The following is a 14,366-nucleotide window of genomic DNA, read 5'->3' on the forward strand; positions in this document are numbered from 1 at the left end:
GCCCCGAGCAGGACGAGGCCGTGCTCCGCCAGGCCGGCGGGCAGCTCCGGGGGCACGGCGCGGGCCCCTGGGGCCGAGGGGAGGGCACGTCCCGGCACGGGCCGGCCAGGTTCGAGGGGGACCGAGGTGATCACCAGCCCATCGCACCATCACCGGACAGGCTCGCCGTGGTTGTCCACAGGCTCGGTCGAGGCCGGCCGCCGCGAGAGGGGCCGGTCACCTGTGACGAGCCGAGCCTCAGCGCACCGAGAGGCGACGGCCCTCGACGACGCTGCGCCGCGCGAGGTCGAGCACAGCCGCGGTCCGGACCGCGTCGGCCGGGTCGACCGGAGCCGGCCCCCCACGCAGCACCCACTCGGCCACCTCGCGGTAGTAGTCGGCGTGGGTGCCGGGCTCACGACGCACGGGCTCGACCTCGTCCCCGTGCACCAGCCACCCCTCGTGCTCGGGTCCCGGGTCGAGCGGGGCGAACGGGGTGGGCTCGCCCTCGAAGCTCGTCACCAGGTAGGCACCCGCGCTGCCCAGCACCCGGGTCCGTGGCCCGGGCGCGCCGACCACCCCACCGGCCCACAGGTGGCTCAGGGTGCCGCCCGCGTGCTCGAGGGCCAGGAAGACGTCGTCCTCGGTGGGGGTCGTCAGGGCGCGGAGCTCGGCGTACACGCTGGTCACCGGGCCGAAGAGCTCGGCCGCGGAGTCGACGAGGTGTGCTCCGAGGTCCAGCAGGAGTCCCCCGCCGTCGCCGACGGCGTTCTCCTTCCACCGGTCCTTGGGCACCGGTCGCCACCGCTCCCAGCGCCTCTCGAACCGGTGCACGGTGCCCAGGGAACCGTCCGCCAGGAGCCGCCGCAGGGTGCGTTGCTCGGGGTCCCACCGCCGGTTCTGGAAGACCGTGAGCGGCACGCGGGCCTCCTGGGCGGCCCGGAGCACGGTCCCAGCCCCGTCGGCGTCGAGCCCGAGCGGCTTGTCCACCACGAGGGGTCGGCCCGCGGCGATGACCTCGAGGGCGTTCTCGACGTGCCGCCCGGTCGGTGAGGCCACCACCACGACGTCGAGCTCGTCCCGTCTGCCCAGCAGGCCCGCGAGGTCCGGGTGCACCCGGACCCCTGGCCAGTCCTCCCCCGCGGTCGCGATGCGCGCCGGGTCCCGCGTGACGACGTCGGTCACCTGATGACCGGCCTCGCGCAGGAGACGCCCGTGGATGCCGCGGCCGGCGTCGCCGTACCCGACGACCCCGACGCGGAGGCTCAGCTCGTGATCTTCGTGTGCCATGGCCACCAGGATGCCCGACCCAGGTCGTGGACGAGACCGGGGACCAGCAGGGTGCGCACGATCAGCGTGTCGATGAGCACCCCCAGCGAGACGAGGAAGGCCAGCTGGACCAGGAAGAGCAGCGGGAGCACCGCGAGCGCGCCGAAGGTCGCGGCGAGCACCACGCCCGCGCTGGTGATGACCCCACCGGTGACCGAGAGCCCACGTCGCACCCCTTCGCGGGTCCCGTGCACCAGGGACTCCTCCCGGACCCGGGTCATGAGGAAGATCGAGTAGTCGATGCCCAGGGCGACGAGGAACACGAAGGCGTACAGCGGTACCGAGGCGTCGGCCCCGGGCATGTCGAGCACGTGGTTGAACACGAGGGCGGCGATGCCGATGGTCGCCCCGAGGGAGAGCAGGTTCGCCAGCAGGATGAGCACGGGGGCGACGACGGACCTGAGCAGTCCGATGAGGACCACGAGGATCACCGCGAGCACGGTGGGCACGATGACGCGCAGGTCGCGGGCGCTGGTCTCCTGGGTGTCGAGCCTCTCGGCGGCGGCGCCCCCGACCAGGGCGTCGGGCGAGAGGTCGTGGGCCACGGCCCTGAGCTCCTGGACGACGTCGAGTGCCTCCTGGCTGTCGGCGCTCACCTCGGTGACGGCCTCGATCTGCACGCGTCCGTCGACCTCGACCGGCGGGGCCTGCGGATCGGCCGGGGCCCCGGGGGGGCCGCCCTCGGTGAGCGGTGCAGCCGCGATGATGCCGTCGATCTCGCCGATCGCCTCGGTGAGCGCGTCGAGGTCGACGGCCGGGGCGATGACCACGACAGGCTGGACCTGGCCGGCGTCGAAGTGCTCGGCGAGCACCTCCTCGCCCGCGACGGACTCGACCTCGGTGAGGAAGATGTCGCTCTCGCTCGTGCCGCTGGCCTGGAAGGTCGGCAGGAAGGCAGCGGCACCCAGGAGCGCGACGGTCGTGAGGACCCAGACCCGGCGCGGTCGACGGCCGACGACCCGTGAGACCCGTCCCCACACCCCCGAGCGGGCCTCGAGGTCGGTGAGGCACTCGTGCTGGTCGAGCGGGGCGTCCGAGGGCCGGGGCACCCGTGGCCAGAAGACCGCCCGGCTGCGTCGGCCTCCGACCAGGAGCAGGGCCGGGAGCAGAGTGGTCGCGGCGAGGAAGGCCCCGACGATGCCGATCGCTGCGACGGGCCCGAGGCTCGAGTTGGACGTGAGGTCGGACAGGAGGAGGCAGAGCAGGCCGGCGATGACGGTCCCGGCGCTCGCGGCGATCGGCTCGATCGAGGCGCGCAGGGCGCGTCGCATGGCGGCGTGCGGGGACTCGACGCGTCGGAGCTCCTCGCGGTACCGGGCGACGATGAGCAGCGAGTAGTCGGTCGCCGCTCCCACGACGAGGATGAAGAGGATTCCCTGGCTCTGCCCGTTGAGGACCACGACCCCGGCCTTGGCGAGCTGGTAGACGGCGAAGGCCGCCGCCGCGAGGCCGAAGACAGAGGTGAGCAGTACGGCGAAGGGCAGCAGCGGAGAGCGGTAGACGAGGATCAGGATGACGAAGACCACGACCAGCGCGACACCGAGCAGCAGGCCGTCGATGCCGCCGAATGCTTCGACGAGGTCGGCGATCGCCCCGGCAGGGCCGGTGACCCAGGCCTCGAGCCCGTCCTGGTCGAGCTGGTCGGAGGCGGCCGCGCGCAGCTCGGCGACGACCTCGTTGACCACGCGCTCCTCGCCGACCTGCTCGTTGGCCCGGTCGGCGTCCAGGGCGACCGCGGCGAGGACGGCCCGGCCGTCCTCGGAGGGGACGGGCACGACCGGGGCGAGCAGCAGGTCCCCGATGGTGAGCCCCTCACCGAGCTCGATGGCCCCGATGCCCTCGACGAAGGTCTCGACCTGCGCGAGCTGGTCCGCGGTGAGCTCGCCCTCCCCCTCGACGACGACGACGGCGGGCAGGCTCGCGTCCTCGACGAAGTCGCGCTGGGCCACCGAGGCCTGCGTGGACTCGGCGCCCTCGGGCAGGAAGGACGCGGCGTCGTTCTCCTGGACCTCGGAGAGCATGCCCATCGAGCTCCCACCCAGGCCGGCGAGGGCCAGCCAGGCGACGAGGACCCCCAGCACACCCAGGCCACGCAGGGCACCGCGTCGGGCACCACTCCCATTACTCAGCATGCTGAGTATCATGAACCCCTCTAGCCTGCTGGCACAACCTGGCAGCGAGGACGAGCTTTGACGAAGCAACGGGACGGCCGATCCGGCGCCGACCAGTGGCCCACGGGCCGCCTGGTCTCCGCCGTCGCGCGCCGGATCGAGCGAGACTGGAACGCACACCTCGCCCTGTGGGACCTCAACCACGCCAGCCTGCCGGTGCTCTACATGCTGGCCGGCGAGCCGCGGTCGCAGCGCGAGCTCGCCGCAGCGTCCTCGGTCACCGAGCAGACCATGAGCCGCGTGCTTGCGCGGCTGGAACGGTCGGGGTACATCGAGCGGCGTGCGCACGCCGCCGACCGACGGCGCTACGAGGTCGTGCTCACGGCGACCGGCAGGACGGCGCTCGCCGAGGCCGGGGACGCTCGACTCGCCGAGGAGATGAGCGTGCGCGGGCTCGAGCCTGCGCAGGTCGACCAGCTCCGAGGACTGCTCATGCAGATGATGACGGCCCGACCCCACCCCGGGGACCCTGTCCTGGCCGAGGTCGAGGCCGAGCACCGGCAGCGCTCCGCGACCGAGCCTGGCCCGCCCTCAGCGCTGCCCGAGGACGACCCCGCCCACCACGAGTAGCGTGGCGCCATGGAGTTCGTGGACCTGCGGCCGGGAGGGCGCCTCACCGAGTACGCGGCGGTCTGGCACCAGCAGCGCGAGCTGCACGCCGCCGTCGCCGCGGGCACTGCCCCCGACACGGTGCTCCTGGTCGAGCACGAGAGCGTCTACACCGCGGGCCGCCGCACCGCGAGCTGGGACCGGCCCACCGACGGCACCCCCGTGGTGGACGTCGACCGCGGAGGGCGCATCACCTGGCACGGGCCGGGTCAGCTCGTGGCCTACCCGGTCGTGCGACTGGCCGAGCCCGTCGACGTCGTCGCCTACGTCCGGGCCCTCGAGCAGGCCGTGATGGACACCTGCGCCGAGATCGGGCTGCCCACCCAGCGGGTGGAAGGACGGTCAGGGGTCTGGCTCGGGGCCGAGGGCGGGCCTGGCGCGCGGCGCGAGCGCAAGGTCGCGGCGATCGGCGTCCGCGTCGCGCGAGGGGTGACCATGCACGGCCTCGCCCTCAACTGCCGCCCCGACCTCGACTCGTTCGGGCGCATCGTGCCCTGCGGCATCAGCGACGCCGACGTCACCTCCCTCACGGCCGAGCTCGGGCGCGAGGTCACGATCGAGGACGTCGAGCCCCTCCTGCGCGTCCACCTGAGCGCTGCGCTCACCCCGCTGCTCCTCGCTGGAACCACGATCGGTGACGCGACGGCGGACGACCCCGACGCCCACCTCACGCTGACGTAGGGTGAACGGGTGACGATCGCACCCGAAGGCCGCAAGATGCTGCGGGTCGAGGCCCGCAACGCCGCCACCCCCATCGAGAAGAAGCCCGAGTGGATCAAGACCCGGGCGACCATGGGACCCGAGTACTCCGAGCTCAAGCAGCTCGTGAAGCGCGAGGGCCTGCACACGGTGTGCGAGGAGGCCGGCTGCCCCAACATCTTCGAGTGCTGGGAGGACCGTGAGGCCACCTTCCTCATCGGGGGGGACCAGTGCACGCGGCGCTGCGACTTCTGCCAGATCGACACCGGCAAGCCCGCGGACTTCGACGCCGACGAGCCCCGTCGCGTGGCCGAGTCGGTCCAGGCGATGGGGCTGCGCTACTCGACAGTCACCGGGGTCGCCCGTGACGACCTGCCCGACGGCGGCGCCTGGCTCTACGCCGAGACCGTCCGGCAGATCCACGACCTCAACCCCGGCACCGGGGTCGAGCTGCTCATCCCGGACTTCAACGCCCTCCCCGACCTGCTCGCCGAGGTCTTCTCCTCGCGCCCCGAGGTGCTGGCGCACAACCTCGAGACCGTGCCGCGGATCTTCAAGCAGATCCGCCCGGGCTTCCGCTACGACCGGTCCCTCTCGGTGCTCACCGCGGCCCGGGACGACGGGCTGGTCACCAAGTCCAACCTCATCCTCGGCATGGGCGAGACCTACGACGAGGCCGCCGAGGCCCTCGCCGACCTGCACGAGGCGGGGTGCGACCTGGTGACGATCACCCAGTACCTGCGCCCCTCGGTCCGCCACCACCCGGTCGACCGGTGGGTCAAGCCCGAGGAGTTCGTGGCCCTCTCCGAGGAGGCCGAGCGGATCGGGTTCCTTGGCGTGATGTCAGGTCCGCTGGTGCGCTCCTCCTACCGCGCCGGCCGCCTCTGGGGGCAGGCCATGCGCCGCCGCGGTGAGCAGATCCCCGAGAACCTCGCGCACCTCGCTGTCGAGCAGACCGCCCGCCAGGAGGCGGCGAGCCTGCTGCTGCGCTGAGCCGCGCGACGAGGTGACGGCGAACCTGCAGCCACCGGGCCACTAGACTCCTTGCCCATGGCCCGTCAGAAGTCCGCAGCGTCCTCCCCTGCCCCCGACCAGGGCGGCAAGCCCGCCAAGGTCAAGAAGACCCGGTGGTATCACCAGATCTGGCAGGCCTACCAGATGACCCGCCGGGCAGACCCGGCCGTCACCTGGTGGATGCTCGCGGTGTTCGTGGGCGTGCTTGCGGTCGCGCTGGTCATCGGCCTCCTGGTCAACATGGTGATCTACCTGCTCGTCGTCGGCCTGCCCTTCGCCTTCCTCGGCGCCCTCTTCCTCCTCGCGCGGCGAGCAGAGGCAGCCGCTTACAGCCAGATCGAGGGCCAGCCCGGCGCGTCGATCTCGGCACTGCGGACGATCCGCCGCGGGTGGGACTTCCCCGAGGAGCCCACCGCCGTCGACCCCCGCACCCAGGACCTCGTGTTCCGCGGGATCGGCCGCCCGGGCATCGTGCTCGTCGGCGAGGGCCCCGCCCACCGCATCCCGAAGCTGCTCGAGGCCGAGCGGCGCAAGGTCAGCCGCGTCCTGCCCAACGTCCCGGTCATCCTCATCCAGAGCGGGCGCGAGGAGGGCCAGGTCCCCCTGCGCAAGCTCCCCCGGACCGTGCAGAAGCTCAAGCCCTCGCTGACCAAGCAGGAGGTCAGCGAGGTGACCAAGCGGCTCAAGGCCCTGGGCGGCGCACGCCTGCCGGTGCCCAAGGGCGTCGACCCCTACAAGGCCCGCCCGGACCGCAAGGGCATGCGCGGGCGCTGAGAGCCCGCCTTCCCGCTGACTCAGCGGCGCAGGATCGACGTCCCCGCGGCGACGTCGTGCATCCCACGACCGTCACCGTCCCAGATCACCGCCGGGATGACCAGGGCGAGCAGCGCGGTGCGGACCGCTGCGGAGAGCAGGCCCGGGGCACCGGCCTGGGCGCCACCGGGACGCGGCGCGCGCGGGCCGGTCGACACGGCCACCCCCTGCGGGACGCACCGGACCACCGTCAGCCCCAGCAGCCGGTGCCCCACGGTGTGCCCGAGCGTCGCGACCAGCACGAAGGTCGAGACGGCGAAGATCGCCAGGGTGGCCATCGGGTGCCCTGCGAAGAACGCGTTCGCGATGAGCAGCGAGAGCACCCAGTCCACGGCGAGGGCGACGATCCGGCGCGAAACCGGGGCCAAGGAGCCCGAGCCGCTCGCGGGCAGACCCAGACGAGACGCGCCCGCGGGCCTCTGACCGCCCGGGGTACCCTCCAGCCAGGACCCGAGGTCCTCCCGACGTGGTGTCATCGGGTCAGCCTAACGCCGAGCGCGTGAGGCTCCCGTGCTCCGCCCGGGGGCTCAGGTGTCGCGGAGTAACCCAGCCGAAACATGAGGTACACGGCGGAGAAACCCCCGCGGCCTACCGTCGAGTCGACGCCGCACACGCGCCTGCCGAGAGCAAGGAGAACACCGGATGTTCAGTTCCGCCGATGATGTCATGGCCTTCATCAAGGAGGAGGACGTCAAGTTCGTCGACGTCCGGTTCTGCGACCTGCCAGGCGTGATGCAGCACTTCAACGTCCCCGCGAAGACGGTCGACGCGAACTTCTTCACCGAGGGCCAGATGTTCGACGGCTCGTCGATCCGTGGCTTCCAGGCCATCCACGAGTCGGACATGAAGCTGATCGCCGACCTGAGCACCGCCTACCTCGACCCGTTCCGGACCGAGAAGACGCTCAACGTCAACATGTCGATCGTCGACCCGTACACGGACGAGCCCTACAGCCGTGACCCGCGCCAGATCGCCGCCAAGGCCGAGGCGTACCTCAAGTCGACCGGCATCGCGGACACGGCGTTCTTCGCCCCCGAGGCCGAGTTCTACATCTTCGACGACATCCGCTTCCACACGAGCCAGTCGGAGAGCTACTACCACATCGACTCGATCGAGGCGGCCTGGAACACCGGCCGCAAGGAGGACGGGGGCAACCTCGGCCACAAGACCCCGTACAAGGGCGGCTACTTCCCCGTCCCCCCGGTCGACCACTTCGCCGACCTGCGTGACCAGATCTGCCTCGAGCTCGACAAGCTGGGCCTCGAGGTCGAGCGCTCGCACCACGAGGTCGGCACCGCTGGTCAGGCCGAGATCAACTACCGCTTCGACGAGCTCGCCAAGTCCGCGGACAAGGTGATGCTCTTCAAGTACGTCGTGAAGAACGTCGTTCACGCCGCCGGGCGCACCGCGACCTTCATGCCCAAGCCCCTCTTCGGCGACAACGGTTCGGGCATGCACGTGCACCAGTCGCTGTGGAAGAACGGGGAGCCGCTCTTCTACGACGAGAAGGGCTACGGCGGCCTGTCCGACACGGCCCGCTGGTACATCGGCGGCCTGCTCAAGCACGCCGGCTCGCTGCTGGCCTTCACGAACCCGACGGTCAACAGCTACCACCGCCTGGTCCCCGGCTTCGAGGCCCCGGTCAACCTGGTCTACTCGGCCCGCAACCGCTCGGCCTGCGTCCGCATCCCGGTGACGGGTTCGAGCCCCAAGGCCAAGCGCATCGAGTTCCGCGTGCCCGACGCCTCGTCGAACCCGTACCTCGCCTTCTCGGCGATGCTGATGGCCGGCCTGGACGGCATCAAGAACAAGATCGAGCCGCCGGAGCCCGTCGACAAGGACCTGTACGAGCTGCCCCCCGAGGAGCACGCCTCGATCCAGCAGGTCCCGGCGTCCCTCGGCGAGGCCCTCGACGCCCTCGAGGCCGACCACGACTACCTCACCGAGGGCGGCGTCTTCACGCCCGACCTCATCGAGACGTGGATCGACTTCAAGCGCACCAACGAGATCGACCCGATCCGTCTGCGCCCGCACCCGCACGAGTTCGAGCTCTACTACGACGTCTGATCCTCCGGTCTCAGGGGTACGCTCCTGAGCCTCTGACCTGCAGTTCCGGCACCCCCGTGGCCCTCGTGGCGGCGGGGGTGCCACTGTCTGTGCCACAGGTGCGTGCGACCCAGACGCCCGGGAGGCCGGAGCCGGTTCGCGGTGCGAGCTAGCCCCCGAGGGCGGGCCCTCCGCGTCGCCGGACGGCGTGGCGCTGCTGACCTCACACCCGGACGTCCTCGGCCGTGAGCCAAGTGTTTCGGACCGGAAACCTCCCCGTGTCCGCGCGAGAACATGCGGTCCATAGCGTCGTCGCCAAGCCCCTCGTGGGGCGGACGACGCTGGGGGGAACCACCATGGACGAACGCCCGACGCAGGCCGAGAGCATCACCACGACACCCGTCGACGCGAGCCGTCACCTGGTGATCGTCGGCGGTGGGATGGTCGCGCAGCGCCTCGTCGAGGCCCTCCGTGACCGGGACACCGCCGGCGTGTGGCGGATCAGCGTCTTCGCGGAGGAGCCCCGGCCGCCCTACGACCGGGTCGCCCTCACCTCCTACTTCTCCGGCCGCGACCCCGAGGACCTCGCCCTCGGCGAGCCCGAGCTGTGGGAGGACCCCCTGGTCTCCCTCCACCGTGGTGTCGTCGTGACGGCCGTGGACCGCGAGGCACGCACCGTCACCACGTCCACCGGGCGGGCCGGCGCCGACCGGACGGTCCCCTACGACGAGCTGGTGCTGGCCACCGGCTCGGGTGCCTTCGTCCCGCCGATCCCGGGCACCGACCTGCCCGGGGTCTTCGTGTACCGGACCGTCGACGACGTCGCGGCCCTGCGCGGCTGGGTCGAGGAGCAGGAGCGACGCTGGAACCGACCGGTGCGCGGCGCGGTGATCGGCGGCGGGCTGCTCGGCCTCGAGGCCGCCGGGGCCATGCAGGCCCTCGGTGCGCAGTCGACGGTCGTGCAGTTCGGCACCCACCTCATGTCCGCGCAGGTGGACCTCGGCGGCGGGGAGGCGCTGCGGCGCCTGATCAACCAGCTCGGGGTCGCCGTCCGCGTCAGCACCGCCACCACGCGCCTGCGCCCCAACCGCCGCGGCACGGTCGGTGGCCTGGAGTTCGCCGACGGCGGGCGGTTGGACGTGGACGTCGTGGTGGTGGCCACGGGCATCATCCCGCGCGACGAGCTCGCCCGCACGAGCGGCCTGGCCGTCGGCGAGCGGGGCGGCGTGGTGGTCGACGAGGCCTGCCGCACCGCGGACCCCCACGTGTGGGCCGTCGGGGAGGTCGCGTGCATCGACGGGTCCTGCATCGGCCTGGTCGCCCCCGGGTACGCGATGGCCGAGGTGGTGGCCGATCGGCTGCTCGGTGGTCACGCGGTCTTCCCCGGCGCTGACACGGCGACCAAGCTCAAGCTCGCCGGGGTCGACGTCGCGAGCTTCGGTGACGCCTTCGCCCGCACCCCCGGTGCCCTTGAGCTCGTGCACTCCGACCCTGTCGCCGGGGTCTACACCAAGCTCGTCCTGTCCGACGACGCCCGCACCCTGCTCGGCGGGGTGCTGGTCGGGGACGCGTCCGCCTACGCCACCCTGCGCCCCATGCTGGGCCGAGAGCTGGGCGGGGACCCGTCGGCCTACCTGCTCCCCGACGGGGCCTCGGGCCTGAGCCGGGGGGACGGCGACCTGCCCGACGACGCGACCGTCTGCTCGTGCAACAACGTGAGCGCCGGGACGGTCCGGGGCGCCGTGACCGAGCACGGCTGCACCGACCTCGCCTCGGCCAAGGCCTGCACCCGCGCCGGCACGAGCTGTGGCTCCTGCCTGCCGCTGGTCAAGAAGATCGTCGGGGCCGAGCTCGCCAAAGCGGGGCTCGACGTCAGCACCGCCCTGTGCGAGCACTTCGCGCTGTCGCGTCGCCAGCTCTTCGACGCGGTGCGCGTCACGGGTCTGCAGACCTTCAGCGACGTCCTGGAGCGGCACGGCCACGACCAGGCTCCCGTCGGGTCCCGCGGCTGCGACATCTGCAAGCCGGTGGTCGCCTCGATCCTGTCCTCCCTGGACGACGGGCACGTCCTGGACGGCGAGCGCGCGACCCTCCAGGACACCAACGACCACGTCATGGCGAACCTGCAGAAGGACGGGACGTACTCGGTGGTCCCCCGGATGCCGGGCGGGGAGGTGACGCCCGAGGGCCTGATCGCCGTCGGGCAGGTGGCCAAGGACTTCGACCTCTACACGAAGATCACCGGCGGGCAACGGGTGGACATGTTCGGTGCCCGGCTCGAGCAGCTCCCGCTCATCTGGCGCCGGCTGGTCGACGCAGGCTTCGAGTCCGGTCACGCCTACGGCAAGTCCCTGCGCACGGTGAAGTCCTGCGTGGGCTCTACCTGGTGCCGCTTCGGCGTCCAGGACTCCACGAGCCTCGCGGTCGCCCTCGAGCTGCGCTACCGCGGCCTGCGGGCCCCGCACAAGTTCAAGCTCGGCGTCTCGGGGTGCGCCCGCGAGTGCGCCGAGGCCCGCGCCAAGGACGTCGGGATCATCGCGACGGACCAGGGCTGGAACGTCTACGTGGGCGGCAACGGGGGCTTCACGCCGCGGCACGCCCAGCTGCTCGCCGAGGACCTCGACACCGAGACCCTCGTGCAGACCGTCGACCGGTTCCTCATGTACTACATCCGCACCGGTGACCGCCTGCAGCGCACCGCCCCGTGGATCGAGGAGGTCGAGGGCGGCCTCGAGGGCGTCCGTGAGGTGATCATGGAGGACAGCCTCGGCATCGCGGCCGAGCTCGACGCGGCCATGGCCGCCCACGTCGACCGGTACGAGGACGAGTGGCGGGCCACCCTGGACGACCCGGAGAAGCTCCAGCGGTTCGCCTCCTTCGTCAACGCCCCCACCGAGGCCGACCCGTCCCTGGCCTACGTCACCGAACGCGGTCAGCGGCGGCCGGCGACAGCCGAGGAGCGTGCCGCGGGTCTGGCCGTCGCGTCGAGCCCCACCCCGGCCGACGAGCCCGTGCTGGTCGCAGGACCCACCCTGGAGGTGCGCGCATGAGCATCGAGGCCGATCCCGCCACAGCGGTGCACGCACCGGGCCCCGCGGGCCCCTGGGTCGCGGTCTGCCGGCTGCAGGACCTCGTGCCCGAGCGTGGCGCGGCCGCCCTGGTGCAGGGCGAGCAGGTCGCCCTGTTCCTCCTGGTCGACGGCACGGTCCGGGCGGTCCAGCACCAGGACCCCTTCACCGGGGCGCACGTCCTGGCACGCGGCATCGTCGGTACCCGTGGCACCACGCCCACGGTGGCCTCCCCCTTGCACAAGCAGGTCTTCGACCTGCGCACCGGGGTGTGCCTGGATCCCGCGGACGGCCCCACCCTGCGCTCCTGGGCCGTACGGGTCGAGGACGGCCTCGTCCTCGTCGCGGACGCACCCCGGAACGGGGGCCCGTCATGACCGCCCTCCTGGGCCTGGACCTCACCGACCGACGGGTGCTGGTCGTCGGTGGTGGCCCGGTCTGCGCCCGGCGGGCGACGGCGCTCCTCACCGAGGGGGCGCGCATCCGCCTGGTGGCGCCCTACCTCTGCGAGGACCTCGCCGCCCTCGCCGACGTCGGGGCCGTGGACTGGCAGGCCCGCGAGGTGACCGCCAGCGACCTCGACCACGTGTGGCTCGCGCACACCGCCACCGGGGACCGTGCGGTCGACGCGGACGTCGCGCGCTGGGCCGAGGAGCGGCGTGTCTGGTGCGTGGTGGCCTCCGAGGCCACCACGGGTACCGCTCGCACCCCCGCCACGGCCCGGGAGGGCGAGCTCGTGATCGGCGTCGTCTCGGAGGGCGCCCCCGACCCTGGCCGCGTCGCCGCGGTGCGGGACTCGGTGGCCGAGCACCTGCGCGACGGGGCAGACCTGCGTCGCCGACGGCGGGTTCCCGGCACCCCTGGGCACGTGGTCCTCGTGGGCGGCGGTCCGGGCGCGGTCGATCTGCTGACCCTCCGGGCCCGGCGCGCCCTGGCCGAGGCCGACGTCGTCGTGACCGACCGCCTGGGACCGCGCTCGGTCCTCGAGCAGCTGTCCTCGAGCGTCGAGGTGATCGACGTCGGCAAGACCCCCGGGCACCACCCGGTCCCCCAGCACGAGATCAACCGGATCCTCGTCGAGCAGGCCCAGCGCGGACGCTCGGTCGTGCGGCTCAAGGGCGGCGACCCGTTCGTCTACGGCCGGGGCGGGGAGGAGGTGCTCGCGTGCCGCGAGGCCGGGGTCCCGGTCGAGGTGGTCCCAGGCATCAGCAGCGCCCTCGCCGTGCCCGCGGCCGCGGGGATCCCCCTGACCCACCGCGGGACGGTCGCCGCCGTGCACGTGGTCAACGGTCATGACGGGCTCGACGAGTCCGCGTGCGTCGCCATGCGCGACCGCTCGGCCACCGTCGTGGTGCTCATGGGCGTCTCGGCCCTGGCGACGATGGCGGCCGAGGCCCTCGAGCACGGCGCCGACCCGCAGACCCCCGTGGCCATCGTCGAACGGGGCACCACCCCCACGCAGCGCGTGACCCGCGGCCCCCTGGCAGAGATCGCCGGGCTGGCCCGGGAGGCCGGGGTGCGGGCCCCGGCGATCGTCGTGATCGGCGACGTCGCCGCCCCGGGGCTGCTCGAACCGTCGGCAGACGCCATGCTGGTCCCGTGACGGAGCAGCTGGCGCAGACGATGGCCGGGTGCGTCGTGCTCGTGACCGCCGAGAGGCGGTCCGGTGAGCTCGGCGCCGCCCTCGAGCGTCGGGGCGCCGTGATCCGGCACGCCCCCTCGTTGAGCATGGTCCCCCACCAGGACGACGCCGAGCTGGTCCGCGGGACCCGCGAGCTCCTGGCCACCCCGCCCGACGTCGTCGTCGTCACCACGGGCATCGGGTTCCGCGGGTGGATCGAGGCAGCCGATGCCGCCGGGGTCGCGGACGACCTCGTCGCGGTCCTGGGGGGCGCCCGGATCGTGGCCCGCGGGCCCAAGGCTCGCGGGGCGATCCAGGCCGCCGGTCTCCAGGCCGACTGGGTCGCCGAGTCCGAGACCTCGGCCGAGATCGTCGAGGCTCTCCTCGACGACGGCGTGGACGGCCTCCGGATCGCCGTGCAGCACCACGGCGCCGGCTCGACCGACCTCGACCTGGCCTTCAGCGCTGCCGGGGCCGACGTCGTGAGCCTGGTCGTCTACCGGTGGGGCCCACCGCGCGACCCCGAGGGCGTCGCGGCCTCCACGCGGGCCACGGCCGCCGGTGAGGTGGACGCCGTCGTCTTCACCTCGGCGCCGGGGGCGGCGGCCTGGCTCGACTCGGCGCGTGAGAGCGGTGTGCTGACCGAGCTCGTCGAGCGGTTCCGCAGCGGCTGCGCGGTCGCCGCCGCCGTCGGCCCCGTGACCGCCCAACCCTTGCGTGACGTCGGGATCGAGCCGATCGTGCCCGACCGCGGGCGCCTCGGATCCCTCGTCCGGACCCTCGTCGGGCACTTCGGCGGGACACGGACCGTGGAGACGGTCGCGGGTTCCCTGGTCGTCCGACGCGGCCACGCGGTCCTGGGCGGCCGCGTGCTCCCGCTCTCGCCCTCGGGGCTGGAGGTGCTGCGCCTCCTGGCCGACCATCCTCGCGAGGTGCTGACCCGCGCGCGAGTCCTGGAGGCGCTCCCCGGCGAGTCGCGCGACCCGCACGCCGCCGAGGTCGCAAGTCGGATCGTAG

The 14,366-nt window shown here is 72.9% G+C and carries 12 protein-coding genes; 9 read left to right on the plus strand and 3 right to left on the minus strand.

Annotated features, from left to right (window positions below):
* Nucleotides 1-237: 237 nt before the first annotated feature.
* Complete coding sequence (locus tag L0B03_RS06160; protein ID WP_250444867.1) at nucleotides 238-1,269, minus strand: Gfo/Idh/MocA family protein; 1,032 nt, start codon at nucleotides 1,267-1,269, stop codon at nucleotides 238-240.
* On the minus strand, nucleotides 1,245-3,440 hold the full coding sequence (locus L0B03_RS06165; protein ID WP_250444869.1) for an MMPL family transporter: 2,196 nt from the start codon (nucleotides 3,438-3,440) through the stop codon (nucleotides 1,245-1,247). The genes L0B03_RS06160 and L0B03_RS06165 overlap by 25 nt, the downstream gene beginning before the upstream one ends.
* Nucleotides 3,441-3,497: 57 nt before the next feature.
* Here L0B03_RS06165 and L0B03_RS06170 point away from each other — a divergent pair, with 57 nt between their 5' ends.
* The 4 genes from L0B03_RS06170 to L0B03_RS06185 are packed head-to-tail and all read left to right on the plus strand — an operon-like array spanning nucleotide 3,498 to nucleotide 6,575.
* Nucleotides 3,498-4,049, plus strand: a complete 552-nt coding sequence (locus L0B03_RS06170; RefSeq protein WP_250444871.1) for a MarR family winged helix-turn-helix transcriptional regulator — start codon at nucleotides 3,498-3,500, stop codon at nucleotides 4,047-4,049.
* A 9-nt stretch (nucleotides 4,050-4,058) separates the two neighbouring features.
* Complete coding sequence (lipB, locus tag L0B03_RS06175) at nucleotides 4,059-4,769, plus strand: lipoyl(octanoyl) transferase LipB (RefSeq protein WP_250444872.1); 711 nt, start codon at nucleotides 4,059-4,061, stop codon at nucleotides 4,767-4,769.
* Between the two features lie 9 nt (nucleotides 4,770-4,778).
* Nucleotides 4,779-5,780, plus strand: a complete 1,002-nt coding sequence (gene lipA / locus L0B03_RS06180) for a lipoyl synthase (protein ID WP_250444874.1) — start codon at nucleotides 4,779-4,781, stop codon at nucleotides 5,778-5,780.
* Nucleotides 5,781-5,837: 57 nt separating this feature from the next.
* Nucleotides 5,838-6,575, plus strand: a complete 738-nt coding sequence (locus L0B03_RS06185) for a DUF4191 domain-containing protein (protein ID WP_208054250.1) — start codon at nucleotides 5,838-5,840, stop codon at nucleotides 6,573-6,575.
* Nucleotides 6,576-6,595: 20 nt separating this feature from the next.
* Here L0B03_RS06185 and L0B03_RS06190 read toward each other — a convergent pair whose 3' ends face one another.
* Entirely contained in the window at nucleotides 6,596-7,090 is a 495-nt protein-coding gene (locus L0B03_RS06190) for an RDD family protein (RefSeq protein ID WP_250444876.1), read from the minus strand.
* Nucleotides 7,091-7,256: 166 nt separating this feature from the next.
* Between L0B03_RS06190 and glnA the strand changes: the two genes are divergently transcribed.
* From glnA to L0B03_RS06215, 5 genes are all read left to right on the plus strand, one after another.
* Nucleotides 7,257-8,681, plus strand: coding sequence for a type I glutamate--ammonia ligase (gene glnA, locus L0B03_RS06195; protein WP_250444878.1), 1,425 nt, complete (start codon nucleotides 7,257-7,259; stop codon nucleotides 8,679-8,681).
* A 335-nt stretch (nucleotides 8,682-9,016) separates the two neighbouring features.
* Nucleotides 9,017-11,710 (plus strand): nitrite reductase large subunit NirB, encoded by a 2,694-nt coding sequence (gene nirB / locus L0B03_RS06200; RefSeq protein WP_284501450.1) that lies wholly within the window; start codon nucleotides 9,017-9,019, stop codon nucleotides 11,708-11,710.
* Nucleotides 11,707-12,105, plus strand: coding sequence for a nitrite reductase small subunit NirD (nirD, locus tag L0B03_RS06205; RefSeq protein WP_250444880.1), 399 nt, complete (start codon nucleotides 11,707-11,709; stop codon nucleotides 12,103-12,105). The genes nirB and nirD overlap by 4 nt, the downstream gene beginning before the upstream one ends.
* A complete protein-coding gene (gene cobA / locus L0B03_RS06210; RefSeq protein WP_250444882.1) occupies nucleotides 12,102-13,331 on the plus strand; it encodes a uroporphyrinogen-III C-methyltransferase in 1,230 nt (409 codons plus the stop codon). The genes nirD and cobA overlap by 4 nt, the downstream gene beginning before the upstream one ends.
* Nucleotides 13,332-13,351: 20 nt before the next feature.
* Nucleotides 13,352-14,366: uroporphyrinogen-III synthase (locus L0B03_RS06215; protein ID WP_250444886.1), on the plus strand; the 1,015-nt coding region annotated here is incomplete at its 3' end.

This window comes from Actinotalea sp. C106, assembly GCF_023630195.1.
In the GTDB taxonomy this organism is placed as follows: Bacteria; Actinomycetota; Actinomycetes; order Actinomycetales; family Cellulomonadaceae; genus Actinotalea.

What these genes read in the sequence shown, in the direction of transcription:
- L0B03_RS06160 (WP_250444867.1), bottom strand. Translation starts at nt 1,269, where the DNA reads ATGGCACACGAAGATCACGAGCTGAGCCTCCGCGTCGGGGTCGTCGGG.
- L0B03_RS06165 (WP_250444869.1), bottom strand. Translation starts at nt 3,440, where the DNA reads ATGCTGAGTAATGGGAGTGGTGCCCGACGCGGTGCCCTGCGTGGCCTG.
- lipB (WP_250444872.1), top strand. Translation starts at nt 4,059, where the DNA reads ATGGAGTTCGTGGACCTGCGGCCGGGAGGGCGCCTCACCGAGTACGCG.
- L0B03_RS06185 (WP_208054250.1), top strand. Translation starts at nt 5,838, where the DNA reads ATGGCCCGTCAGAAGTCCGCAGCGTCCTCCCCTGCCCCCGACCAGGGC.
- L0B03_RS06190 (WP_250444876.1), bottom strand. Translation starts at nt 7,090, where the DNA reads ATGACACCACGTCGGGAGGACCTCGGGTCCTGGCTGGAGGGTACCCCG.
- glnA (WP_250444878.1), top strand. Translation starts at nt 7,257, where the DNA reads ATGTTCAGTTCCGCCGATGATGTCATGGCCTTCATCAAGGAGGAGGAC.
- nirB (WP_284501450.1), top strand. Translation starts at nt 9,017, where the DNA reads ATGGACGAACGCCCGACGCAGGCCGAGAGCATCACCACGACACCCGTC.
- nirD (WP_250444880.1), top strand. Translation starts at nt 11,707, where the DNA reads ATGAGCATCGAGGCCGATCCCGCCACAGCGGTGCACGCACCGGGCCCC.
- cobA (WP_250444882.1), top strand. Translation starts at nt 12,102, where the DNA reads ATGACCGCCCTCCTGGGCCTGGACCTCACCGACCGACGGGTGCTGGTC.